General features: G+C 48.6%; 24 protein-coding genes. 8 read left to right on the plus strand and 16 right to left on the minus strand.

Translation table 11 applies throughout. The features are described 5' to 3' along the window. Positions 1-50: 50 nt before the first annotated feature. Genes Q0380_RS06520 through Q0380_RS06545 form a run of 6 tightly spaced genes read right to left on the minus strand, consistent with a single transcriptional unit; the run spans position 51 to position 4,468 of the window. On the minus strand, positions 51-554 hold the full coding sequence (locus tag Q0380_RS06520) for a flavodoxin family protein (protein WP_298961620.1): 504 nt from the start codon (positions 552-554) through the stop codon (positions 51-53). After that, the gene (locus Q0380_RS06525) at positions 551-1,765 is read right to left on the minus strand and encodes a radical SAM protein (protein WP_298961623.1); all 1,215 of its coding nucleotides are present in this window, start codon (positions 1,763-1,765) and stop codon (positions 551-553) included. The genes Q0380_RS06520 and Q0380_RS06525 overlap by 4 nt, the downstream gene beginning before the upstream one ends. Further along, positions 1,766-2,548 (minus strand): ABC transporter substrate-binding protein, encoded by a 783-nt coding sequence (locus Q0380_RS06530; RefSeq protein ID WP_298961626.1) that lies wholly within the window; start codon positions 2,546-2,548, stop codon positions 1,766-1,768. Then, positions 2,545-3,318 (minus strand): ABC transporter ATP-binding protein, encoded by a 774-nt coding sequence (locus tag Q0380_RS06535; protein ID WP_298961629.1) that lies wholly within the window; start codon positions 3,316-3,318, stop codon positions 2,545-2,547. Before Q0380_RS06535 ends, Q0380_RS06530 begins: the two co-directional genes overlap by 4 nt. After that, on the minus strand, positions 3,315-4,283 hold the full coding sequence (locus Q0380_RS06540; RefSeq protein ID WP_298961632.1) for an iron ABC transporter permease: 969 nt from the start codon (positions 4,281-4,283) through the stop codon (positions 3,315-3,317). The genes Q0380_RS06535 and Q0380_RS06540 overlap by 4 nt, the downstream gene beginning before the upstream one ends. Next, complete coding sequence (locus Q0380_RS06545) at positions 4,280-4,468, minus strand: hypothetical protein (RefSeq protein WP_298961633.1); 189 nt, start codon at positions 4,466-4,468, stop codon at positions 4,280-4,282. The genes Q0380_RS06540 and Q0380_RS06545 overlap by 4 nt, the downstream gene beginning before the upstream one ends. Before the next feature lie 372 nt (positions 4,469-4,840). Between Q0380_RS06545 and Q0380_RS06550 the strand changes: the two genes are divergently transcribed. The 3 genes from Q0380_RS06550 (at position 4,841) to Q0380_RS06560 (ending at position 8,915) form a co-directional block, all read left to right on the plus strand. Next, positions 4,841-6,910 carry a carbon starvation CstA family protein gene (locus Q0380_RS06550; RefSeq protein WP_298961636.1) on the plus strand — a complete coding sequence of 690 codons (2,070 nt, stop codon included), beginning with the start codon at positions 4,841-4,843 and terminating at the stop codon, positions 6,908-6,910. After that, complete coding sequence (locus Q0380_RS06555) at positions 6,897-7,124, plus strand: CstA-like transporter-associated (seleno)protein (protein WP_298961638.1); 228 nt, start codon at positions 6,897-6,899, stop codon at positions 7,122-7,124. Before Q0380_RS06550 ends, Q0380_RS06555 begins: the two co-directional genes overlap by 14 nt. 675 nt (positions 7,125-7,799) lie before the next feature. Beyond that, positions 7,800-8,915, plus strand: a complete 1,116-nt coding sequence (locus Q0380_RS06560) for a hypothetical protein (protein ID WP_298961642.1) — start codon at positions 7,800-7,802, stop codon at positions 8,913-8,915. A gap of 555 nt (positions 8,916-9,470) precedes the next feature. Here Q0380_RS06560 and Q0380_RS06565 read toward each other — a convergent pair. The 4 genes from Q0380_RS06565 to yaaA (Q0380_RS06580) form a co-directional block, all read right to left on the minus strand. Next, positions 9,471-9,851, minus strand: coding sequence for a CrcB family protein (locus Q0380_RS06565; protein WP_297898055.1), 381 nt, complete (start codon positions 9,849-9,851; stop codon positions 9,471-9,473). A 355-nt stretch (positions 9,852-10,206) separates the two neighbouring features. After that, complete coding sequence (locus Q0380_RS06570) at positions 10,207-10,938, minus strand: sulfite exporter TauE/SafE family protein (RefSeq protein WP_298961645.1); 732 nt, start codon at positions 10,936-10,938, stop codon at positions 10,207-10,209. Positions 10,939-11,807: 869 nt separating this feature from the next. Next, entirely contained in the window at positions 11,808-12,191 is a 384-nt protein-coding gene (gene yaaA / locus Q0380_RS06575; protein WP_298961650.1) for a peroxide stress protein YaaA, read from the minus strand. Next, positions 12,103-12,540, minus strand: coding sequence for a peroxide stress protein YaaA (yaaA, locus tag Q0380_RS06580; protein ID WP_298961653.1), 438 nt, complete (start codon positions 12,538-12,540; stop codon positions 12,103-12,105). The genes yaaA (Q0380_RS06575) and yaaA (Q0380_RS06580) overlap by 89 nt, the downstream gene beginning before the upstream one ends. 128 nt (positions 12,541-12,668) lie before the next feature. Here yaaA (Q0380_RS06580) and Q0380_RS06585 point away from each other — a divergent pair, with 128 nt between their 5' ends. From Q0380_RS06585 to Q0380_RS06605, 5 genes are all read left to right on the plus strand, one after another. After that, positions 12,669-14,342, plus strand: coding sequence for an anthranilate synthase component I family protein (locus Q0380_RS06585; protein ID WP_298961658.1), 1,674 nt, complete (start codon positions 12,669-12,671; stop codon positions 14,340-14,342). 317 nt (positions 14,343-14,659) lie between these two features. Continuing rightward, complete coding sequence (gene trpD, locus Q0380_RS06590; protein ID WP_298961661.1) at positions 14,660-16,273, plus strand: anthranilate phosphoribosyltransferase; 1,614 nt, start codon at positions 14,660-14,662, stop codon at positions 16,271-16,273. 23 nt (positions 16,274-16,296) lie between these two features. Beyond that, positions 16,297-17,391 carry a DNA adenine methylase gene (locus Q0380_RS06595; protein WP_298961777.1) on the plus strand — a complete coding sequence of 365 codons (1,095 nt, stop codon included), beginning with the start codon at positions 16,297-16,299 and terminating at the stop codon, positions 17,389-17,391. Between the two features lies 1 nt (position 17,392). After that, entirely contained in the window at positions 17,393-18,118 is a 726-nt protein-coding gene (locus tag Q0380_RS06600; RefSeq protein WP_298961664.1) for an EcoRI family type II restriction endonuclease, read from the plus strand. An 8-nt stretch (positions 18,119-18,126) separates the two neighbouring features. Next, the gene (locus Q0380_RS06605; RefSeq protein ID WP_298961667.1) at positions 18,127-19,482 is read left to right on the plus strand and encodes a hypothetical protein; all 1,356 of its coding nucleotides are present in this window, start codon (positions 18,127-18,129) and stop codon (positions 19,480-19,482) included. Positions 19,483-19,927: 445 nt separating this feature from the next. Here Q0380_RS06605 and Q0380_RS06610 read toward each other — a convergent pair whose 3' ends face one another. From Q0380_RS06610 to guaA, 6 genes are all read right to left on the minus strand, one after another. After that, positions 19,928-21,133: a hypothetical protein gene (locus tag Q0380_RS06610; RefSeq protein ID WP_298961670.1), complete on the minus strand. Its 1,206-nt coding sequence runs from the start codon at positions 21,131-21,133 to the stop codon at positions 19,928-19,930. A 261-nt stretch (positions 21,134-21,394) separates the two neighbouring features. Next, positions 21,395-21,595 (minus strand): hypothetical protein, encoded by a 201-nt coding sequence (locus tag Q0380_RS06615; RefSeq protein ID WP_297882160.1) that lies wholly within the window; start codon positions 21,593-21,595, stop codon positions 21,395-21,397. Between the two features lie 122 nt (positions 21,596-21,717). Beyond that, positions 21,718-22,326, minus strand: a complete 609-nt coding sequence (locus tag Q0380_RS06620) for an NAD(P)H-dependent oxidoreductase (RefSeq protein ID WP_298961675.1) — start codon at positions 22,324-22,326, stop codon at positions 21,718-21,720. Between the two features lie 116 nt (positions 22,327-22,442). Beyond that, the gene (locus Q0380_RS06625; protein WP_298961677.1) at positions 22,443-22,625 is read right to left on the minus strand and encodes a hypothetical protein; all 183 of its coding nucleotides are present in this window, start codon (positions 22,623-22,625) and stop codon (positions 22,443-22,445) included. Positions 22,626-22,647: 22 nt separating this feature from the next. Further along, entirely contained in the window at positions 22,648-23,931 is a 1,284-nt protein-coding gene (locus tag Q0380_RS06630; protein WP_298961680.1) for a hypothetical protein, read from the minus strand. Between the two features lie 8 nt (positions 23,932-23,939). Continuing rightward, positions 23,940-25,475 (minus strand): glutamine-hydrolyzing GMP synthase, encoded by a 1,536-nt coding sequence (gene guaA / locus Q0380_RS06635; protein WP_298961683.1) that lies wholly within the window; start codon positions 25,473-25,475, stop codon positions 23,940-23,942. Position 25,476 lies beyond the last annotated feature (1 nt).

The following is a 25,476-nucleotide window of genomic DNA, read 5'->3' on the forward strand; positions in this document are numbered from 1 at the left end:
TATTTGGTTTTGTTTCACCGCGCAGCGGTTTGCGCGGCTTGCTTTAAATTTTATTCTATCCCCGCAAATGCTGCTTTTGCGTCCGCCAGATCCTTCTCGTCGGGGTGTTTCGCAGCCTCCGCCCAGCGCGCAAGTCGCTCGGGGGTGATAGGGTGGGGCGAGTTGCCGCCGGCCGCCATTTTGCGCATCATTTCAAGTAGATTCGGATCGATCGCGCCCTGGCAGGCAAACTCCCTTATGATCTCGTTGCCGTTTGCTTTAAGCCCCTCTTCAAAGGTATCCAGGCACTTGCGCGAGTGCTCGCCGTCCGGCTCCGCGCCCAAAGTCATAAAAACGCCAAGCTTTTTGCCGTGAATCTTGCGTAAAAAGCGCATAAATTTCGCTTCGGCTTCTCCCTTATCGACGTAAAAGCCTAAGGCTATGAAGTCGTAATCATCGACCTCGCCTTCAAAGTCGCGGAAATTTAGACTCTCGCAGCCTAGTTGCTCGGCGATCGCGTCGCCCACCTTTTTCGTGTTACCCGTTTGCGAGGTGTAAAGCACGATTTTTTTCATACAAAATCCTTTCTAATAATGTTTGCTATCTCTTCGTTGATGTTGTTGCCCCAAAAAATTCCGTCCAAGTTTAAGACCGATTTTCCATCCTTAAGCTCCAAAAGCCCCCAGCTTTGAAATTCTTTGAGCTTTTGTACTACTTCGTCGTAAATATTCGCGCTTAGGGCCTCTTTTAGCTCGTTTAAGCTTACGATCGGGTATTGAAACAGATTGCTTAGCACGCCGTATGCGCTTTCGCGCTCATCGATTCGCGAGATCATCTTGTGTCCCGACACGCCGTAAATTCCGAAGCCCGCTACGTGTCCGCCCGCGCCGTTGCCGATAGGCAGGATATCCGTGCCCTTGTGGCTTAGCTTGATGTAGCCGTAGTTATCGCGACCTTTTCGAGCAAGCTTAGTAAGCTCCAAAACCTCGAAATTCCCGCTTTGCAGCAGCGCCTCCGCGAAAGCGTGGTGCAGCTTCTTATCGATCTCTAGATCATAGTAGGAGGTGTCGATCTTTTTGGATAGCTCCGAGCCTTCGAAAAACATTAGCGAGTAAAAGCTAGCGCTATCAAGTCCCAGCTCATCTACGTAGCGCGCGTCCTCTAGCGCTTCCTCCACGCTTTCGTTGGGGAAATTGTAGATGATGTCGCAGCAGAGCATGCCGTCAAATTTTTCTCTAAGCTCCTTCAGTCGCTCGATTGCGCGAGCGGGCTTATGCACGCGGTTTAAAAGCGCGCGCCCCTGTCTGCTGAAGGTCTGCACGCCGATGCTAAAGCGATTTACGCCGAAGCTTTGCAGAGCGAGCGCTTTTTGCGTATCTAGATTATGTAGCGTGGTTTCTATGCTGATCTCGCAGTCGTCCGCGATCTTGAAATTTTTATGCAGCGCGCCCAGAACCTTTTCGAAGTGCGTCTCGCTAAAGACGCTCGGCGTGCCGCCGCCGAAGTAGATACTTTTGATCTTTTTGGTGTCGAAGTAGGGCATCTCGCCGTAGTCTTTGATCTGGCGAATCAAAAATTTAGCGTATTCATCCAGCTCGTCGCCGAGTTTGGAGCGCATCATCGAGCAAAACGAGCAGATGTTGTCGCAAAACGGCACATGCAGATAGATCACGCAATCGCTGTCTTTTGAGGGCTGCTCCAGCGCGTCGAACAGCTCGTTTTCGCTCGCGGAGACGCTCTCGAAAAGCTTGGAGCGATGGTGGGATTTAATGCGTTCTTTAAACATCTATTTCGTTGCCTCCGCGTAAATTTCATCCACCGTCTCGCCGATCTGCGGGCTGCCCCGTAAGATGAGCGTCGGAGCTTTTAAAATTTTGCCCGATTTTACGGCTTTGGTATTTTTAAGGATCGGATTTGCTTTTAAAAAATCCTCTGTCTCGCCGCCCACAACTACGATTATATCGGGGTTTTGTTCTAAGATGTATTCGGCAGATACCGAAGGCGTGCTGCCTTTTAGGCCGTCTGCGATATTTTTGGCGCCTAGGCGAGCGAAGATATCGCCTACTAGGGTTTTGTCGTTAAAGGCCATAGTGGCGTTTGAGCCGAAAAATAGCGCTACTTTTTTGCCGCGAAGAGCGGGCTTGTCTGCAAAAATTCCATCCATCTGCGCGCAAATTTTATCCGCCTCGCTCTCTTTTTTTACGATCGCGGCGACCTTCTTTACGTTTTGGCAGATCTCTGCGGTGGAGTTCGCATCCATCGCAAGGCTCTTAAGCCCTAGCTTTCGCAGATTCTCGCTAACGCCCGCTGAGTGAAAGCTCGTGATGACCAGATCGGGCTTAAGCTCGACGATCTTTTCTATATTCGGCTTTACGTAGGTGCCAACGCTAGGCAGTTTCGCGGTTTCTGCCTCCGGGCGGATCTTGCTCATCGAGGTAGTTGAGATCGCAGCGATCTGACCCTGCGCCCCCAAAGCGTAGATGATCTCGACTGCGGCGGGGTCGAGCACTACCAGGCCTTTGGCGAGCGCAAAACTCGCCGAAAGCAAAGCTATAAGAATTTTTTTCACATTTTCTCCTTTTGCGGTAAGATAAATTTAGTTCCTAAATTTTCGACTATCAGGGCATCAAAGCCGTAAATTTCTTTTATGATCTGCGGCGTAAAAAGCTCGCTCGCGCTACCGCGATACCTCACTGCGCCCTCTTTTAGCATCAAAATTTCATCGCAAAAAAGCGAGGCTAAATTTAGATCGTGCAGCACGATGACGCTCGTTAAATTTAAAGAGCGCGTCAGGTTTTCGCAGATGCTCATCGCCTCGATGGCGTAGTTCATATCTAGCGCGCCCGTGGGCTCATCGAGCAGTAAAATTTCAGGCTCGCTGACGAGCGCTCTAGCAAGCAGCACGCGCCCAAACTCCCCGCCGCTTAGCTCAAATGCGCTACGCTCTAGGAATTTTTTCACGTCCAAAAGCTCTGCCATTTGCTCCACTTTAGCGTGATCGCTCGCATCGTAGCCGCTAAAGACGCTTTTTAATCGGCAAAATCTGCCCGCAAGCAAAATTTCTTTCACGCTAAGCGGTGCGGCGAGGGCTGTTTTTTGCGGCACGAATCCGATGAGCGCCGCAAGCTCTTTTAGACCGTATTCGCTTGCCCTTTTGCCGTTTATTTCGATGATACCGCTTGCGGGCTTTAAAATTTGCAAGATATTTTTTAGCAAGGTGCTCTTGCCGCAGCCGTTAGGACCCAAAATCCCGTAAAATTTACCCTGTTCTAAATTCAGACATACGTCTTGCAAAATCGCCCGCTTGCCGTAGCTGAAGTTTAGCCCGCTTACTTTCATGCGTGCTTCCTAAACGCAAGGTATAGGAAAAATGGCGCGCCGAAAAAGGAGGTCACCACGCCGATTGGAATTTCTACCGGCGATAGGATGTTTTTGGCTATGACATCGCAAAACAAAAGAAAAAGCCCGCCCGTAAGCGCGCTAGCGGGGATCAGCACGGCGTTGCTAGACGTGCGAAGCGCCATACGCAAGGTATGCGGGATGATGAGCCCCACGAAGCCTATCATTCCCGTAAATGCGACCGAAAAGCCGATGATGAGCGAGGAGACGATAAGCAAGCTCTTTTTGGACTTCTCGACGTTTAGCCCCAGCGACTTCGCCTCCTCGTCGCCGTTTAAGATGATATTTAGCTCGTGGCGCTTCGCGTAAAAATACGCCATGCAAAACAGCAGCGGCGGCAGCAAAAGCGCGATCTTTTGCCAATTTGCACCGCCTAGATAGCCCATCATCCACGCCGTAATTCTAAAGCTATCCTCTCCGATGAGATAGACCGCAAAGGAGGTGAATGCGCCCAAAAACGAAGACACGGCGATACCTACGATCAGTAGCGTCGAGATCGAGCGGGTGTGGGCTGCGAGCTTAAAGATCACCAGCGAAAGCCCGCTCGCGGCCAAAAATGCGAAAATTCCGTAAAAAACGTCGCTAAGCCCCAGCAGATAGGCTATGACCGCGCCGAAGGTCGCTGCCGAGGCGATGCCGATGATGTAGGGATCCGCAAGCGGGTTTAAAAACACGCTTTGCACTACCACGCCCGAAGTTGCCAGCAGCGCGCCTATTAAAATTCCAAGTACGAGGCGCGGTAGGCGCATTTGCGTTAAAATCAGCTGCTTGGTCTCGTCTATCTCGCCGAAGGTGAAAAATTTCACTATGTCGCCCAGCGAAATGCTCGCTCCGCCGCTACTTACGGCTACTAAAGCAAGCAATACGAAAGCTGCGATTAAAAAGAGATAAAATTTAAAACTCATAGCCCACCAGGCGAACTATACGCGCAGATTTCGTCGCGGCGGATATTTTTAAAATTTAAGCGGTGCCAAGAATTTATGCGCGCGGAATTTATGAAATTTTCACGACTGGCGCCATCATTTTTGCAGCTTGCATAGCTTTTGATATGAGCGCGAAAAAGTACATAGACGCACACCTGATCCGGCATAAATTTCCTCCTAAAAGTATTCGCGATTTTTATTAAGAAATTAAAATCGTTATCATGGGATTTTATCGCTTGATTTCTTAAACCGCGATAAATTCCGTAACGGCTAAGAGCTGCGGGGTTAAATTTGGGCGATTAGATATTAAAATTTCGCGCGCCGCTAAGCTGTCTATTTAAATTTGAAATTCAAAATTTAGGCGTTAAATTTAAACGCCAAAAGAGCTCTTTTTAATTTCGCGATTCAGCTTTAAATTATAAAAACGCCGATAAAATACGCACTAAATTTTATTTAACGAGCCCCGCTTTAAAGGTGCAAGCCGTTTTATTAAACGACGAATTGCGCCAAAGCCGCTCGCTAAGCTTTAAGGAGTGAGCATGAAATTTTGGCAAAAGATCCTTTGGGCGGCGGTCGCCGTCATAGGGGCGTGGTGTTTCGGCGTACTTGCGCTAAATAAGGGCGAGAGTATCAGCGCCGTCTGGCTCGTAGTGGCCAGCGCGTGCATCTATCTGATCGGATACACCTTCTACGGGCGCTTTATCGCGTATCGCGTATTTGAGCTGAACGATCGCCGCGCAACTCCTGCGGTGATCCGAAACGATGGACGAGATTACGTCCCTACGAACAAATACGTCCTTTTCGGGCACCATTTCGCCGCTATCGCAGGCGCAGGACCGCTCGTAGGCCCCGTAGTGGCCGCACAGATGGGCTATCTACCCGGCACTATTTGGCTTTTGGTAGGCGTCGTGCTCGCAGGCGCGGTGCATGATTTCATCGTGCTCGTGCTATCTACGCGACGCGGTGGCAAGAGCCTCGGCGAGATGATAAAAGAGGAGATGGGCAAGCTCACGGGTGGCATCGCGATGATCGGAATTTTTTTCATCATGCTGATCATCGTGGCGATTTTGGCGATGGTCGTCGTAAAGGCGCTTGCAAACTCGCCGTGGGGGCTTTTTACGATCGCGATGACGATACCGATCGCCATATTTATGGGAATTTACATGAGGTTTTTGCGCCCGGGCAAGGTCAGCGAGGCATCGATCATCGGCTTTGTTTTGCTGATGCTTGCGCTTTGGGGCGGGCATTACGTCTCGATCGATCCGTACTGGCACGACGTTTTTTCGCTAAAGGGCGAGACGCTCGCGCTTCTTACTATCGGCTACGGCTTTATCGCGGCGATTTTGCCCGTGTGGCTGCTGCTTGCGCCGCGCGATTATCTAAGCACCTTCCTTAAACTCGGCGTCATCATCGGCATGGCGGTTGCGATAATCTTTATCGCGCCCGAGCTTAAAATGCCCGCTACGACGAAATTTATCGACGGCACGGGTCCCGTTTTTGCAGGCCCGATATTTCCGTTTTTGTTTATCACGATCGCATGCGGCGCGATCTCGGGCTTTCACGCGCTGATCTCCAGCGGCACGACGCCTAAGATGGTCGAGCGCGAAACCCACACTCTTTTCATCGGCTACGGCTCGATGCTTATGGAGAGCTTAGTTGGCGTAATGGCGCTCGTAGCGGCGTGCATACTAAGCCCGGGCGAATACTTCGCTATCAACTCGCCAGCCGCGGTACTCGGTAAAGACGCGGTAAGCGCCGCGGCGTATATAAGCTCTATCGGATTTAGCATTACGCCCGAGCAGATCGGCGCCTTGGCTTCAAATGTCGGCGAAACCACGATGATGAGCCGCACGGGTGGCGCTCCTACCTTTGCGATGGGGCTAACGATGCTGCTGCATCAGATCATCGGCGGCAAGGAGCTGATGGCGTTTTGGTATCATTTCGCGATTCTGTTTGAGGCGCTGTTTATTCTGACCGCGGTCGATGCTGGCACGCGCACGGGGCGCTTTATGGTGCAAGAAATTTTAGGCAACGTCTATAAGCCATTCTCCGATACTAAAAATTCCCTCTACGGCATCATCGCGACGGTGATCTGCGTGGCGGGCTGGGGCTATCTGCTCTACAGCGGCGTTACCGATCCTATGGGCGGAATTTACACGCTGTGGCCGCTTTTCGGCGCGTCCAATCAGATGCTCGCGGGCATCGCGCTGCTGCTTGCGACGGTGGTGCTTTTTAAAATGGGCAAGCAAAAATACGCCTTCGTCACGATCGCTCCTGCGATTTGGGTGCTTATAACCACGCTTTATGCGGCGATCTTGAAGCTGATGCCGGCTAACGGCGAGCGCGTGCACGATGCGGTAAGCCACGTGGCTATCGCGCAAAACACCGCCGCCAAGCTCGCTAGCCTAAGCGATCCCGCGGCGATCGAAAAGGCGCAGGCTATTATCAGAAACAACGTCATCGACGCCGTGCTATGTGCTCTTTTCGTCGTCGTTACAATCATTGTCATCGCCCAAACGATCCGAATGTGCCTTAAAATTTCAAAGGGCGGCGCAAGCGAGGGGTATTTCAAGCTAGCAGAAAGCGAGTACGTAGATGCAGGCGTTTAAGAAAAAGTTTAAATTTAACCCGCTCGCAGCTCCGAAGGCCGTGGCGAGGTTTTTGGCGCGCGCAGATGCCGCGCTTGCGCCGCTCATCGGGCTCGGCGATTACGAGGGCTATCTGCGCCATTTCAGAAGCGCCCATCCTGACGAAGTCCCGCTAAGCAGGGCGGAATTTTTCCGCGCGATGCAAGATAGTAAGGTAAAAAACGTCAAGTGCTGATAGCGGCGAAAGGGCGCGGTCGCGCCGTACAAATCGCCGACCCGCGACGCTTTGCCGTCATATCACAGAATTTCGCCGCGGATTTGAAATTTTAAATTTGATAGGGTGCGGGCGCGCTAGTCATGAAATTTGGCCCGCTGCTAGGGATGAATTTCGCGCATGCCTCTTTGAGATTGAGCTTTAAATTTGCTCGCACTTAGGGCGTTAAGATTTATTCTCGCCGCCGCGCCGTACTTATCGCCGACCCGCGACGCTTTGCCGTCATGCCCTGAAATTTCGTGTGGAGCTTCACCGAGCTTCGGTGGATTTTACTAAGGCGCGCTCGCTAAATTCCGCCGCGGAGCCGCTCTGATTTAAGGCGTGAAATTTCGCCGCGGATTTGAAATTTTAAATTTAGACTAGGGTGCGGATAAAGCGCACGAGGTTAAATTTAGCACGCCGCGCAAACCATCGCCGAGAGAAATGCGGGTTAGAGTGCGAGCCTGTAGACTACGAAGTCATATTGCTAAACAAAAAGGCGAGCCGCTAAAAAGCCTTAACAAAGCGGCAGACGAGGCGCAGATAATGCGTGGGGATTTCAAATTTAAAGCAAAATTTTATGCTTTTTAGGTGCAACGAGGTAAAATTTGGACATGAAAACTTTTATAAAAATTTTAAAAAATTACCGCCTTGGTCGTGAGCGTTGCGTGCGTGCTTTTTGTGCTATATATATTTGTGATTTTAAATTTGCTTTTTTCATCCGATTCGCCCGAGGGTTGCGATCCTAGTATGCCCACTAGCGCTTGCGATTATATCGATGAAAAATTTGAAAAAGAGCTACAAAATTTGCCTCCCGTCGCCGCTCTGCCGAGCCTAGACAAAAGACCCGTATTTTGGCTAGGCGAGAAAAAATTCGCAGGAGGTGCGAAGTTTGATTATCTATACATTAAGGACGATTTTGGGGTCTGGCTTAGGTATGAGGACAGCGATAGCGACGACTTCTTGCTACAAAAAGATATGCCAGAGCGCTACTATGGATACGACGAGATCGATCGTTCGCCGGACGAAAGGTGGGTGAGTAGAGAGCTTGGATATTATAGCTACGGCATCTACGATATTTCGCTTTTTGAAAACGAAGCCAAGATATTTTCTCAAACGGCGCATAAGGTCGTGAGGAAATTTATCGGCTTCTTTAATCTACACTCTATGAGAGGTATCTCCTTTGCAGCTCCGCAAGGCACCGAGGAAAATTTAAATGCTATAAGTGAGCTTCAAACTCCGCTTGCGGATTTTCCGAAAAAACCGAACTACTCTGGGCTCGGCCCAGCTTATAAATCTGAAGCTGAAGGTTATGTCGGAGATGAAATAGCTAAAAAGCTCGCTCGCAATATCTTTGAGATTAAAGGCGAGGGATGGCGGCAGACCATACGCATAAACAGCCGCGCCAAAGATATAAAGGTAATCTGCGGAGATGAAATTTGTCTCGCGCTTGCCTTCGATGAAAGCGAATTTAATCGTTGCGATAACGATACGCCTCATATGGCAATTTATACGCTAAATTTAAAGCAAAAATTTAGCAATTTTCATATGCTTACTAGTAGTAATTTTAACTACGTCAAACTCGGCAATAAGTATACTTTAGACGATGTGGAATCCTTTAAAATAGTTTTATCGAGATTCAGATATATCAAGGGGTATAACAAAGATCGCGAGATCACGGACTACGAGGTTATCTTGCGAAATAGCGAGGGCGAGCAGGTTAATGAAATCTGTAGAAACGAAATTAAGAGGGCTCGCAGTCGCTTGCGATAAATCTAAGATAGCGTGCAGGATTTGGCATATAAGATCGTGATTTCGGCGCGCTTTAATTTAGCTTCTAAAATTTATGCGAGAATTTTAAAATTCTAAGCTTCAGGCTTTAAAATTTGCCCACGGAGTTTTAAAATTTATCGCGCGGCTTAGGTTTATTTTATCCGCGCCAAGACAGCGAAATTTTTAGGGCGTCGCGATAACCAAGCGCAAGATAGCGAAATTTCACAAAGCTGCGGCGAACAAGATGTGCAGAGAATGCACGCAAATTTCAAATTTATCTGGATTTTGCCCGCCCGACGCCTAGCACAATTATTTAGCTACAATCCCTCTTGCTCGCTTTACTTTTCGCTCGTCTTGATAGCTATTGCACTTTGCCGAAGCTACTGCGCGCTCTTTCGCAAAACTGCACGGCATATGGTATTGCATACCCGTTGCCGCAGATTTTGTAGCACATGCGCGCGATAAAATTCCGTAGCGTAGGCACTTTCAATAAATTTTGATTTAAAAACGCAAGCTTAGAGGCAATCTAAATTTTAAAGCTCACGTGCTCCACGGCTAGCCTGCAAGCGCTCTGCCCGCGAGCAGCCCAGCGTAGCAAAAAAGCATACAAACGCATACGCTTAAGACCGCGTTTAGCACACCGATAGCAAATTCTCGCGCCAGCAATAATTGCAGCGTATCGTAGCTGAACGTAGAAAATGTCGTAAAACCGCCCAGTGCGCCTGCGACAAAAAATACCCGCAGGCTCTGCGTTAAATTTAGTGCGAGTAAAAACCCTATCAGCAAGCTTCCCAGTGCATTTACGCAAAAAGTAGCGATCGGAAACGCGCTCCAAAATCCGGCGCGGTCCATTGCACGCGCGATCGCTCCGCTTAGGCCTACTCGCGCCATCGCGCCTACACAGCCGCCTAGCCCTGCTAAAATCAAGTTCGTCAATCCAAGTCCTTTTAAAATTTGTAAATTTTATTTCGCTATCTAGCCTCCATAGGACGAAAGATGTGCGACTTCGCTATTTTAACGCGGCTAGTTAAAATTCTCTTTTAAAATTTGCTCGCGCTTTTTGAAATTTCGTTTTAAAATTTTACTCGCGCGACGAAACGCGACGTTTTACGCGCCGCCGTAAAACGGCGATCAAACGCGCGCAGTGTAAGAGGACGGCAAAGCAAAAAACTACGAGACACAAAAGGGCGACGTAGCAAAACAGCGCGAATGCTTAAACCGCGCTTGTAGCAAAACCGAGGCAAGGCAAAACTATAGCGCGGCAATCGCTGCAGCGCTACTACAGCGGGCGCTACTGTAGCACCTTTTTTAGCGCCAGCGCAAATAGCACGACGTAGAGGACGAGCAGCCATTTTTTCTGAGTTTCGCGCTTTGCACGGCGAGCCTGAGAGGTGCCGAAATATACGCCCAAAAGCCCGCCCACGGCTAGCAGCGCGCCGCGTTCGTAATCCACATGGCCGTTGTACGAAAGGCTCAAAAGCGCGCTAAATGAGCCGAAAACGATGAAAAATAGCCCCATGCAGACCGCTCTTTTGATATCGACGCCCAAAAATCCGACCAATACGGGCGTTAGAAATACCGCTCCGCCCACGCCCATGCTAAGCGCGATCGCGCCGATAGCAAAGCCGATGAAAAATAGCACCGCGCCGTGGGGATTTGCATTGCCGCCGCTTGTTACGTTCGTGCTAAAGAGTTTAAGAAATGAGATCGCAAGCGTCAGCAAAAGACCGATCTCAAGCACGATTTCTGGCGAGTATTTTACGATGAAGCCCGATATGCTCGCGCCGCACAGCCCTCCGAGCCCCACCGCGATACCGCTATCTAGGCGAAGTCTGCCCGCGCGGTAATTCAGATATGAGCCGAAAAGCGAGACGATGAACATCTGCATCACCGAGATGCCCGCGGCGGTCTTGACGTCGTATCCCAGAGCCATCATCACGGGCATTACAACCGTACCGCCGCCGATACCGAAAAAGCCCGATATGAAGCCCACGACGACGCCGACAAAGGGGAGTTCTAGCATTTTTAATCCTTAAAATTTGAAGCAAAGTTTATAGCTTTAAAATTTAAAGCTCGCTAAATTTGCGGAATTTTGGATTTGAAAGCGGAGGATTTGCGGGATTTTGAGGCGGGAGAATTTTGATAGTGGGATTTCGGTTTAAAATTTTATGTGTGGGATTTGTGAAATTTGGAAATTTACGGGATTTTAAAGCACAGAATTTTAGCTTGAAATTTATGTCTCAAATTTTGGCTCAAAACTTTATCGCAACAGAACGTAAGCCATAATTTCGGCTTAAAATTTTATACGTAGCTGGCTCGATCTGCATTTGTTTGTGTTGCGGCTTCGAAGTGTAAATTTTAGATCATAATTTTGCGCCTAGACTACGACGGTTTAGCGTAAATTTGGATTAAAATTTTACATTTAGATCGTAACGCAGTATTTTTGCCGCGATTAAATTTCGACAGGATTCTATCGCGGCGAAATTTCATACGGCAAAATTCCGCACAGTAAAAATTTAGACAAAATTCTACGGCGAAATTTCTACGCTTCGTATTATAAAAATCGCCGCAAAATCGGTGTAAAATCACGACAAGATCGCCGTAAAATTTTATGCGGAGCGGGCAAGCGCAAGGAGCGCGAATTTTTTGCAAAATTTACGACGAAATTTCGCCGCCAAAAGCTCGTTCAAGGCTGCCCAAAGCCCGCTCAAAGACCCAAAAGCCGCCGCAAAATCCTCGCGCCGAAATTACGCCCACAAATTTCTCCGGGTAAAATCGCTTTGGATGGGGCGGGATTTGAACTCACGGCAAATTTTCCGAGCTAAATTTACGCAAAAATTCGCGTTAAATCCGCAAACTTTATCGTAAATTTCTCCGAGCGGTTTTCGCACCTTATGAAATTTCCAGCACGATCTCCTTTTTTAGCCCAATCTGTTTGATCTCAAGCACGGAAGCGCCGCCCAAGCGCAGCGCAAGCACCTCCGCCTCGCTGCAAGCGCCTGCAAGAGCTATTTCGCGCAGCACCTTGCCGCGCCAGGCCTTGGCGTAGTGGCTCAGCACCTTTCCGCCTTTGATGAAACTAAAACTCAAATATTCGCGCTTCATCTCATAAAATTTCTCGTAAAATCCCGCGCGCAGATCCACGACGCACTCATCCGCCAGATACCGATCCAGCGCGGCGGAGAAGCTATCGCGATAAAATTTCGCCGCGTCTATGCCGCCAAATTTTTCGCCCTGCTTGAGCTTGTAGTTCGGCAGCGCGTCGCCGCCCAGCACGGGGCCGAAAAGGTTTGAAAAAATTATCGTATTTCGCTCTGCAAACTCCTGCGCGCCGGGGGCTTAGCGAAGCGTAGCCCAGTGCGCGATACGCGGTGCCCGTGTAGCGCAAAAGCGCCTTCGCGCAGCCTTTTTCAAAGATATTTTCGCGCAGAGCCGCATCCCATTTTTTCAGCCCGAAAAGCTTGCAAAGCTCCGCCTCACTTGCTTTATCCACAAAATCCGCGTAAGCGCGCAGCATCTGCAGGCGCTTTTCGTAAAGATCTGCAAAGATGAAATTTCGCTTGCAAATGCGCGTGTCGCCGCCCAGCTCGCTTTTCGTCTCGCTTGGGGAAAATAAAATTTTCATACGCTCTCCTTAAATTTTTGCTAATTTTACTAAAATTTTGCTTGCATTCAAGCCCGCTTAAGCTCGCGCCGCCCGCTCAAATTTAAGCTAAGCAGCGTATAATGGCACTAAAAATTCCAAGGACGAAAATGCTTTTAGAAGAGCCGCTGTTTTACTACCGCAAAATTTTAAAGACGCATCCGCAAAGCTACCTCGCAGAGGACGACAGGCAGGTCATCATCGGTATAGATTGCGATTATTTCGACGGATTTAAGATGAGTTTTGAGGCTTTGAGGCTTAAATTTGATGAGGTAAAGAGCGCAAAAGAGGGCGCGAGCGAGTTTAAAAACGCGAGCTTTGCGGGACTTTTCGGCGTTTTGGGCTACGACATCGTGCGCGCGTTTGAAAATATCGGCGCGCCGAAGCAGGCGCTGTATGACTTCCCGCCGTTTTTTTACACCGATGCCGCAAACTACCTGCACTACGATAAAATCAGCAAAATTTACGATTTTTACGGCAAAGATGCCCAAATTTACGAAAGCCTGCGCGAGCTTAGCCCGCAGGCTTCGCAGCAAGTCGCCGCCGAAGCGGAAGGTGCGCCCCATGGTGCCGCAAGAGCGGACGCTGCGATAAAAGGCGAGGTGAAATCGCAAAGCGCGCCGCAGAAAAAAGAGCTTAAATTTAAAATTTTAACCGATATGGGCGCCGAGGAGTCGCATTTTAGCGCGATGGTCGAGGCTGCAAAAGAAAAGATAAAAAGCGGCGACGTGTTTCAGGTCGTGCTGGGCGAAATTTTAGAAGTCGGTACGAATCTGGGCAGCCTGGAGTTTTACGAGCGGCTCAAAAAGAACAATCCGAGCCCCTATATGTTTCACTTCCCGACGCCGTACGGCTGCGTCGCGGGCTCCAGTCCCGAGCTCATTATGGAGATCAAAAAGGACGAAATTTTCGTCGCTCCCATCGCGGGCACGCGCAGCAGAGGCGCGAATGCCGAAGCGGACGCGGCGCTCGAGCGCGAGCTTTTAAGCGACGAAAAGGAGCTTGCGGAGCATCGGATGCTGATCGATCTAGCTCGCAACGACATCGGCAAATTCGCCGCGCCCGCCTCGGTGCGGGTGCAAAACGCGATGCGCGTCGTGCGCTACGAAAGCGTTATGCACATCGTAAGCGAGGTTTACGGCAGCAAACCGCGCGGGGTAAGCGCGTTTGAGGTGCTTAGCACGATCTTCCCTGCGGGCACGCTAAGCGGTAGCCCGAAGATCCGCGCGATGCAGATTATAAATGAGCTGGAGCGCTACGAGCGCGGCATATACGGCGGCGGAATCGGGTTTTGGCGCTTTAACGGCGACGTTATGCAGGCGATCTTGATCCGCTCGGCGATCTTCGTAAATCGCGACGCGCAAAATTCCTGCTCGGACGAGAACTCTAAGCGAAATTCCAACTTAAATTTAAACTCTGCTTGCGGCGAGGAGAAGTCCGAAGCGACGGAGCTTTGTGATTTCGCAGCGCAAAAGAGTAGCGACGTGGCGCAAAATTTAAAGCCGCGCGCAGGCGAGCACGAGGCGACATTAAATTTAAAAGCTTGCGCAGGCGGCGGGGCGCTAAATTTAGAGAGCAAGCCGAGCTTTAGCCGCGCGATGCGGTTTGAGGCTGCTAAATTTAGCGCGGAGAATTTCGGCTGCGAAGGGCTAAACAATCTCGTATTTATCGGAGCGGGCGCAGGTATCGTTTACGACAGCTCGCCAAAGAGCGAATACGCAGAGATCTGCAAAAAGCGCAAAAGCCCGCTCAAAGCGATCGAAGAGCTATGCGAGGAAGCTTAGACGCTTAAGCTTATCGGCTCAGACGCACCGTTTGCTTCGGTGTGAGTTCGATTCTGCTAAATTTAATAGCGGCTTCGGCGTAAGGACGTTAAATTTAACGGCTAGCTTCATTCGGCGCCGCAAAGCCGAGATACATATCGGCTGCAAAGCAGCGTAACGTCGCAGCTGATGTAGTAATGCCGCAGCCGCGGGCGAAATTTTAAATTTAGCACGCAAGAGGCGCTAAAACGGCGCTAAATTTAGCCGCCGCCAAGAGGTTAAATTTAAACTATTTAGAATTTTAAAGAGGCGCAAACGCCCTAAAAAAGGATAAAATTTTGATTTTAATGATAGATAATTACGACAGCTTCGTTTTTAATATTTATCAATACATTTTGGAGCTAAGCGACGAGGAGGTACGCTACTTCCGCAACGATGAGATAACGCTGCAGCAGGTGCGCGAGCTTGGCCCGTCGCACATAATCCTAAGCCCGGGGCCAAATCACCCAAAAGACAGCGGCGTCTGCCTGGATATTTTGCGCGCGGATTTGGACGTGCCGATTTTGGGCGTGTGCCTTGGGCATCAGGCGATCGGATATGCGGCTGGTGCGGAGATAAAGCAGCTGGAGGTGCCGCTGCACGGCAAGAGCTCGGCGATTGGAATTTACGCAGATGGTGTGCTTTTTAGCGGGCTGCCGCGTAAATTTGAAGTGATGCGCTACCACTCGCTTTATGTGGACGAAGCTACGCTGCCGCGCGAGTTTGAAATTTTAGCAAAGAGCGAAAACGACGGTATTGTAATGGCGATGAAGCACCGAAGCAAGCCTGTTTTCGGCATACAATTTCATCCCGAGAGCTTTTTTACTCAATACGGCAAAAAGATCATCGAAAATTTCATCAATTACGGCAAAAAGATAATTTTAAAGGAGAAACTCGTGGTAAATTTCGCCCCGTTTATGTTGAAGCTACAAAAGGGCTTCCCGTTAGATAGCGACGATTATGCGGTCATTTGCAAGGCGCTTTACGAGCAGGATTACGACATCGTGCAGCTTGCGGGGCTGCTCGTGCTGATCAGCGAAAAATCGCTCTATCCAAGCAGCCTCACGGCGCTCGTACGCAGTATCTTAAAATACTCGATCACCTACGACGATCCGAGCCCGATGTTTGACATCGTGGGCACGGGCGGCGATAGGCTAAAAACGATCAATATCTCAACGACCGTGGCCTTTATCGCGGCAAGCTTCGGCGTACGCGTCGCCAAGCACGGCAACCGCGCCATTACTAGCAGATCGGGTAGCTCCGATGCTCTGGATGCTTTGGGCGTGCCGCTACTTAGCGATCTTGCGCAGGTTAGGGCGCTGCTAGATCGCACCGGGCTGGCGTTTTTTCACGCGCCGTTTTTTCACAAGATTACCGCCGAGGTCAAAGAGGTGCGTAACCGCCTAAAAATCGGCACCGTCTTTAATATAATGGGGCCGCTTTTAAATCCAAATTTGAGCCTAAGCAATCAGATCGTAGGCAATTATCTGGAGGAAGTAAACGGGCTCATCGCCGAAACGCTGATGATTCTGGGGCGTAAGCACGCTCTGGTGGTGCACGGCATGGACGGCATGGACGAAATCAGCCTGTGCGACGAGACGCTAATCCACGAGGTCAAGGACGGTAAAATTTTAGAATACCGCGTAAGTCCCGAGCAGTTCGGCTTCGCTCGCGCATTTCACAGCGATATCGAAGGCGGCGACGGCGAGGCTAATGCCGAAACTTTAAAGCAAATTTTAAAAGGCGAGCTTAGTGGGCCGAAATTTGATATCGTAGTGCTAAATGCGATGTTTGCGCTGTACTGCGCGGATGTCGTCTCAAGCCCTGCAGAGGCTAAGCCGCTAATTTTAGAGGCGATCAGATCTGGCAAGATTTACCGATATTTTGAGGACTATACGCGAGGCAAAGCTTGAAGAATACTATAAAAGAAATTGAAATTGCCGAAAATCCTGCCTTTTTAAAGGAACAGCTAATTAGCTATTTGGGTAATAAACGCGCAATATTAAACGAAATTTTAAACGTGCTTTGCGAGATAAAGAGCGAACTAAAAAAACAAAAGATAAGTTTTGTAGACGTTTTTAGTGGTTCAGGCGTGGTTGCAAGAGCAGCCAAAGCATACTCGAGCCTCGTTGTTGCAAACGACTTAGAGGATTATTCGCGCGTGATAAACTCATGCTATCTTTCAAATTCCACGCCAGAGCTCAAAGAGCAAATCGACAAAAGTTTTAAGCAAATTTTAGAAAAATTTAAACCCAGCGAGAGCTTTATAAGCGAACTTTACGCTCCAAAAGATAACGCTAATATAAAACACGGCGAGAGAGTATTTTATTCTCGTGAAAATGCGCTAATAATCGGTGGTTTGCGTAAAGCAATAGAAGAAATAGATCTAGATTTTAGGCATTTTTTTATAGCGCCTCTGCTCAGCGAGGCTAGCATCCATTCAAATACAGGTGGTGTATTTAAGGGATTTTACAAAGACAAGGATGGTGTAGGAAAATTCGGCGGTAGCGGAGAAAATGCGTTAAATAGAATTTTAGGTAAAATTACTCTTCAAAAACCAATTTTTTCAAATTTTACGAGCGAATTTGAAGTTTATCAGCAAGATGCCTTAAAGTTAGCGGATATTTTATCCCCTTTGGATATCGCTTACTTCGACCCACCATATAACCAACACCCTTATGGCTCAAACTATTTTATGCTAAATTTAATCGCAAATTTTAAGGCACCCGACCCTAAAAATTTAAGCGAGGTATCGGGCATACCAAACGACTGGAACCGCTCGAATTTTAATAAAAAGGCAAAAGCAGCAGATGAATTTTTTGCCTTATTGTCCAAATTCCCAGCTAAATATTTAGTCATCTCTTTTAATTCGGAAGGATTTATCAGTGAGGTGGAGTTTCTTTTAAATTTATCAAAAATCGGCAAAGTCATAAAACATGAAATCCGCTATCCAACTTACCGCGCAAGCAGAAATTTAAATAACAGGGCGCTTTACGTAACCGAATACATCTATATCGTAAAAAAGGTTTAAAGTGGCAAATAGTGATGATCTAAGGAAAAATGTAAATCAGCATAAACCCAAAAATACCGAGTCCAAATTTGACGATAAAAACATAGCGCAGGCCATGCAAAAAACTATTGATTATATAGAAAATAGATTTGGTCAAATTCCAAATTTTAACGGTTTTTACCTTGAATTTAGCGGAAGATTGTCGTTAAAAGGAATGATGGAAAATATAAAAAACGGTAGCATTAGAAAACAGTTTGATACAACATGGGAAGACAATACTATCATGCCTGATGGGGGCTTTTTGATGCTAAAAAAACAAGGCGACACAAAATATCAAAAACTCCTTCTAGCGGCAGAAGTTAAAAGACAAGGCACAAATGATAAACGCGCTAAAGAAGGGTTAAAAAAGCAAGCTAGGGGTAATGCAATAGAGCGCCTAGGCAAAAATTTAATCGGCGTAAGAGCTATGATGAACCACGAAGACATAACGCCTTTCGTATGTTTTGGTAGCGGTGACGACTTTAATGAAAATGACGCTAGCACAAAAAACGTATTTTCAAAACTTAGTACAATGAACGAATTTTACTACCTCAACAAAACTTATATTTTTAAGCTAGACGGCAACAGCGAGCACAATAAATTTTCTCCCGTAAGTATGTATTTTCGAAAAGAGGAGTGGAGTGCAAACGAGATGTTTGAAATAATGAAAGAGATCGCAGAGACTAGTTTGCGATATTATATCTTTTAGGCGAAAATATGAACGTTTTAATTAAAATTTGCGGTATCAAAACATCTGAAGAAGCATGCGCTATGGCAAGTATAGGTGTAAATTTTTTAGGCGTAATTTTTGTGTCAAGCTCCAAGCGTCGCGTTAGCATAGAAACGGCTCGCGAGATCGCACGTATCGCGCACCAAAACGGCATAAAGTGCGTCGGAGTTTTTGCTTTGAGCTCTGAAAAACACAGCGCCGCCGCATGCGAATGTAAAAATTTTAGCGGCAAAGCCTGCGACGATGAAATTTGCAAAGATAAAATTTACGCGAGCAAGAGCGGAAGCGTAGAATTTTATGAGGCCGCGAAATTTTGCGAAAGGCATCTCGACGATTTGAGCGTAAATTTAAATACAAGCCGCGCCACGCCCGCCTCGACGGAGGATCTGAATTCTGAAATTTTTGGCGTAGAAACTCTAAGCGAAGAGCAAATTTTAAAAATTTGCGAGGCTTGCGAGCTGGACTGCGCCCAGATTTACGGACGCATAAGCGCGGATTTCAAAGCGCGCCTTAACGCGGCGGGTATCGAAGCGTGGCAGGTGCTAAGCATTGGTGCCGAAATGCCGCCGCTTGAGGGCTTGAGCTTCGATCGAATCTTATTTGACGCCAAAGGAGCGAGCCTGGGCGGCAACGGCGTGAGCTTCGACTGGGATCTGCTGCGACGCGCTGGGCCCAGCCACAAAGGACGAGACGGCGCAACGAACGATGAAAAAAACTGCGCGGGCAACATAATGCAAAGCACAGGCGACGCAAGAGGCGATCTTGAGTGTAGTACGATCCGCGAGAATTTCGGCGAGGAAAAATTTTACGCAGAGTGTGTCGAAAACAGCGGCATAAAGCCCACAGCAAGCTACAATCACCATGCTGTCAAAAATGGCGAGGCTAGTAAAATTGCGCATGCTGTCATCCGATCAAGCGAGGCAGAGCCTGCAATAGAAAATTATGTCCGCGACGCAAAGGGTGGCGAGAAGTGCCGAGCCAGTGCGTGTACTGCTGCTCAGTCAAACAATATAGAGCCCGCGAAGGAGGGCTCCGATCATTGCGGCGCAAGCGACTATGAGGCGGGTGCGCCAAATATTACGAATGACGGCGGAGAAGTGGACAAGCTGGGTGCCACAAAAGATGATAGCGCGGATAAGTGTAGCACTGCTTCCAAAGGCGGCGCGATCTCTTTTATTCTTGCAGGCGGCATCGGCGCGCAAAATATCCGTGAGGCACTCGCGCTGCGCCCCTACGCTATCGATCTAAACAGCCGCGTGGAGGATGCGCGAGGCATTAAAGATCCGCAAAAGATAAGCGAAATTTTGCGAATAATAGAAAGCGCTGACGGCGCGGCAGACTGAACTCGTTGCGACCCTGCCGGTATAGCACATACCGCCTTGCCGATACGTGCATAGTAGCTCGGATTAGGCGCGGATACGACAATGCTCGTCGCCCGTGTCATTTCGCCGCATGCTAGCACCTTGGCGCGCTATTGGGATTAGTATCGTAGCCGCCAGCCGTCCGCACGGCCGCGACGTTTGCCTTATATCACAGCCGCTATGGCTCTAAATCGTATTCGCTCGCGCGCTGTACCGCAGCTCGCCTCGCTAGTATTAATCCGAAGCGTTAGCTGCGCGGAGGCTAAATTTTTTAAATTTTGTTTAAGGCGCACGCTGCATGCGCTGTTTTGCGGGGCCCGTAAATTTTATCACTTTGCCATAATGCGCGGGCAGTGTTTTGCGGCAAGGCAGAGTGTATACGGGCATCCTTATTTTGCGAGCTAAGCGTGCTTTGCAGCGAGTATACTCATATCTCATAGCAGGTTAGAATTTGCTCCGCATCCTCGTCGTAGGCATTATCGACTAGTACGAGATCGCGGGCGCACTCAGGCGCGCGATGCCTGCGTTTTTCATTTTTACCGGGAGCGAGGAGTGAATATTCACGGTTTTCAATACCGCGGCCGCCTCTGGACGCTAAATTTTGATCGGCAAATGCGCCCTTTTGCTCCGCTTCGGATTTTGCGCTCGTAGCCCGGCAAGAAGCAGCCGTAACGACGCCTAAAATTCTCGCGCCCTTTTGTTTAAATTTATGCGTCAAAACGGGCTTTGTCGCGAGATATCGGGTGGGCTTATTTTGCTCAAATTTATCCGTCGCTTCGCACCTGGATTTATTCGCCTCGCCCTGAGTAAATCCGCCCGAGCTGCCGTCCTCGAAGCCGTCCGCCTCGCTACGCAGATCGAGAACCCTCAGCTCGTTCGGCTCGTTTATAAAGTGCCCGCGCCAGCCGTCTGATCTGTCTGCGGCAAGCTCGAATTTATCGAAATCAAAGTCCAGCTCCGCGCGGAATTTAACGTTAAAATTTGCGTCCGTAAAAACAAGCTCGTTAGCACCCTCTATTTCGCCGTTTTCGCCGGCCTTGCCCGCGCGAATGCAATATCCGCCGCTTGCGCGCTGCGCCTGCGTCATAGGGCAAGTTTTAGCGATGATTTTAAGCTCACAACCGCTCAAATTTAAGCGGTAAATTTGACCCGAGCGCGTAAAAATCAAGAAATTTAGCTCATCTTGCTTAAAAATCGCCGCGCAGCCCTTTAATCGCTTTCGCGTGCCCGTCTGCGTCTCAAAATCGTAGATAAAAAGCGTGTCGTCGGTCGCCGTAATAGCCTTTTTATCGCCATCCTTGCTACTTAGCGCGATAAAGTTGCCGTATTTTAGCACGCCCTTTTTGTGCTTTGAGATGAGCGCGAGATCCGTGGCGTTAAATTTATAAATCGCGTCAATAAAGCCCAAGACTACGAGCGTGCGGCCGTCATTGTCAAAGGTTGCGGCGCGGGTAAAATCGCGAAAAGGCGCGCAGGCTAGCTGCTCACCGCTTTCGAGCGAAAATTTTCTAAGCTTCATCTGCTTTTGCTCGTTGTTATCGCCTGTGTAAAATGCGCGATCGCCCTTTATCAGGATGTTTTCGCCGATATCGCGAAGTCTATTTTGAAGCCTACTTTGCCATAAAATTTTCATCCGTCGCTCCTTCCGTCTGCGCATAAAAAACACGGCGCGATTTATCGCTTTAATTTGCGCTAGCGGTTTTATCAGCGCGCATGCTAATACTTGAATTATTGCTTTTAAATTTACGCTATTTGCGCGGCGCTCGGTACCGATTTAATCGACATTTTAGTCGTGCTTTGCAGGCAAATTTATCCGCGCAGCGTTTGGACCGGGCTAGAAATTTAACCGCGCGCCGTTTGAGCGAAACCGCAAAATTAGCCTCGCAAATTTAGATCATTTTTTCGGTTTATTTTCTTTGATATAGTCCACGGCGATACGCTGGCAGGCGATCTTGTCGTTCTTTTCGAGGCATAAAGTCTCCAGCTCCTCGCGGCTGAAATTTTTGTAATCTTTGATCGTCTTTTTGCCGCCGCCTCCCATCACGAAGTATATGAGAGCCGCTAAAATCGCCATCGCTGCGATTAATCTAAGCATGATTACCTCCTAAATTTCATAGATTTTGCGCCAAATGTGCGAGCGAATTCGGCGCGTATCTGTTTAAAATAGGCAATCAAAATTCTACGCCACGCGGATTTTGCGAGCAGTGCATTTTAAATCTAAAGCGATATCTGCTTCGGAAAGTACCTATCCAGCGTCTGCGCTACCTGCTCTAACCAGACCTTTCGCTCGACCTCGTCGCTATCCGCGACCACTCTAAACATCAGCCGCTCAAAGATTTTCACGCCGCAAAAATCAAAAATGCAGCTTTTCCAAATTCTTTCCAGCGGATCGCCGAATATCTTGTTTTCTCTGGCCTCGGGGGTGTTGGAGGTGTTGAAAACTACGGCGGCTTTAGCCTTTAAAAGTCCTATCGGAAGCCCGCCGTCGTTATCACCTGGCGCAAAATCGTAGGCTACTCTCTGCCTTAGCACACGGTCAATCCAGCCCTTGAGGATGGCGGGCGGCTCGCCCCACCAGTTCGGATGGACAATCACGATGCCGTGGGCGTTTGCTATGTCTTTTTGATGCGCCTTTAACAGCTCGTCGTCGCTTTCATCGCTCACGAGCTCAGCGCCGCTAAGGATCGGATTAAATTTCTCCTTATATAGATCATGAATTTTAACCTCGTAGCCGCTATTTTGCAGCTTTTCTACTGCCGCATTCGCGATTGCTGCGTTTAGGCTTTTTTCGTAAGGGTGTGCCAGGATGACGCAGATTTGTTTCATAGATCTTCTCCAATTATATTGTTTACTAAAGAACGTGTGCCGTTGGTATGAAATTTGCTACTAACAAGATCGCAAAATGCAGATTTACTTTATATTTTTTTAAAACCATAATGAGATTATATCCTTTCGATCTGTCCATCCAGTAACTGATTTAAAACGCATATTAAATTTTCAATAGAGGTTCCCAACTCTTCGCGGCTGAAATTTTTGTAATCCTTGATCGTCTTTTTACCACCGCCTCCCATCACGAAGTATATGAGAGCCGCTAATATCACCATTACGATGATTAACCTCAACATCGCATTTCCTTAATTTATAATTTTAGGTTTTTCTCCGCGAAAATATCCATTCCATCGCCGCCTTCATGCTATAAGCGTGCTGCCATGTATGGCGATGACTCCCGCCCGTATAGATCACATAGTAGATATGGCAACTCGGCTCAAGCATCGCTTTGATGCGCTCATCTATTTGTCGTTTGTCGGAAGCATCCAGGATGATCTTTTTAACGCAAACGCCATCTTTTTGTAAATTTTGCGTGATCTCGTTTGTACTCGGATATGCACCCTTGTCGCCTTGCGAAGCGACAAAAAAGACGTTTTGAGATCCAAGCGGCGACGTGATGTTTGCATCCCATTTGCTCGCTATTATATAGGAGGCGGCAAAAAAATCCGGATAATCTATATCCATTTGGATAGATGCCATACCGCCCATAGATTGACCCGTATTATAAATTCGCTTCATATCGAAGTTATAACGGCTAGATAGATATTTGATTAAATTTATCGTTCTTTCGAGCTCTTTGCCGTACTGAAATTTATCATTTACGATAATAGTGTCGTATTGAGGCGCCAAAATAAAGCTTGGATGTTCGGTTTGCCACGCGGGATCCGCCCATGCCACAGCGCCTAGACCTTGAACGAGCGTAGATTTGATCTGCAGCGAAACCGTTCCTGCATCATGCATAAAAAGCACTAGCGGATAGGATTTTTTAGGATCGTAGTTTTTCGGTATAAAAAGATTATACATCAGTTTTGTGCCGTTTTGGCTTTGATCTACGAAGACATCTTGGATGAAATCTTCGACGAGCAACTCTCGGGTATTTGTGGAATTGAATTCGCCCTTTTCGGTATAAATTTCGCCGTTTACATTTATGATCTTGCCCGTTTGCATTACGCTCGCGCTAAAGGTTTTAAGAGGTTGCGGATTGCCTCTGCTACCGAGCGTCGGACCGTTTTCGCCCATCGCATTACGTTTTGCTCTGTTAGCTTTATCTTCAGGATGAGGATCGACCGAGCTATCGATCATTGCAAGCGGCATAAGCTCGATTATTACGTATTTGCCCGATTTTGGAATTTTGGCATTAGCTGTATTTAAATTTGACTTAGTGCTTACGTAGACTTTGGAGATGTCGCGATTTGCTACCGTATAGTCATCCTTCGATACGGATGAACTCAAAATCGGCTTATCATATTCAAGCACTACCGCACTTAAATTTTCTCCGTCGCCGAAAACTTGCGTTACGGCCTGAACCTCTTTAATGTGTTCGGCCTGCGACATCATTACGGCAAAAGCGGTAGATAAAACGATAAATTTAAAACGTCTCATTGCTCGATTTACTCCCACTCTATCGTCGCAGGCGGTTTGCTCGAGATGTCGTAAACTACGCGGTTGATGCCGTCCACTTCGTTTATGATGCGGCGAGAGACGTTTTCTAGCAGGTCGTAAGGCAGGCGCGAGAAGCTAGCCGTCATGCCGTCGCTGGCGTCCACTACGCGTATGCACACGGCGTTTTCGTAGGTGCGGTTATCGCCCATGACTCCCACGGAATGCACGTTTAGAAGCACGCAAAACGCCTGCCACGTTTTGTTGTACCAGCCGCTCGATTTTAGCTCGTCGCGTAGGATTACGTCGGCTTTGCGCAGTAGCTCGAGGCTCGGCGTATTTACCTCGCCCATTATGCGGATCGCAAGGCCTGGGCCCGGGAATGGATGGCGGAAAACGACTTCGCGCGAAAGACCTAGCTCGAGTCCCAGCTGGCGCACTTCGTCTTTAAAAATTTCGCGCAAAGGCTCGATCAGTTCAAATTTCATATCCTTAGGCAGCCCGCCTACATTGTGATGGCTTTTGATCGTCTTGCTTGAGCCTGCGATCGAGCTTTCGATGATATCGGTGTAGAGCGTGCCTTGGGCTAGAAATTTTACGTTTTTGTGTTTTGCCGCTTCTTTGCTGAAAACTTCAATGAAGGTCGCGCCGATGATTTTGCGTTTTTGCTCCGGATCGACCACCCCTTTTAGTCTGCTTAAAAATAGCTCGCTAGCATCGATCACGTCTAAGCTCACGCCGAGTTTGAGCCTAAACATCTCCTCTACCGCCTTGCGCTCGCCCGTGCGGAGTAGCCCGTTATCTACGAAAACCGCTATTAGGCTCTGTGGCACCGCATGCGCCAAAAGCGCCGCTACGACCGAGCTATCCACGCCGCCGCTTACCGCGCAAAGCACTTTGGCGCTGCCTACGCGCTCTTTTATTTTGATCATCTGCTCTTTGGCGAAGCTACCCATATTCCAAGTGCTGATTATTCCGCAGATCTCTTTGGCGAAATTTTTTAAAATTCTATCGCCGAACTCGCTGTGGCAGACCTCCGGGTGAAATTGCAGCGCGTAAATTTTACGGGTCTCGTCGCCGAATACGCACCACTCGCTCTCATCCGAGCTTGCCATCACCTCAAAGCCCTCCGGCAGGCTCTCGACCTTGTCCGAGTGGCTCATCCAAACGGTTGAGTTATCCTCCACGCCGCCAAATAGCCTGCTGGCGCGAAGCAGTTTCAAAGAGGCTTTGCCATACTCTTTTTTGCCCGCAGGCACGACGCTGGCGCCAAATTTATGCGCGATGAGCTGCATGCCGTAGCAGATACCTAAAATCGGAATTCCAAGCTCAAAAATTCTATCGTCGCAAAAATACGCGCCTTTGGCGTAAACGCTAGCGGGCCCGCCGCTTAAAATAAGGCCTTTAGGGTTTTTGGCTTTTATCTTATCGATCGGCGCGTCGTATGCGATCAGCTCGGTGTAAACGCCTTGTTCGCGCAAGCGCCTAGCGATCAGCTGGGTGTATTGAGAGCCGAAGTCCAGCACTAAAATGTCTGCCGTTTGCATA

The sequence above is a fragment of the uncultured Campylobacter sp. genome (assembly GCF_937959485.1).
GTDB lineage: Bacteria > Campylobacterota > Campylobacteria > Campylobacterales > Campylobacteraceae > Campylobacter_B.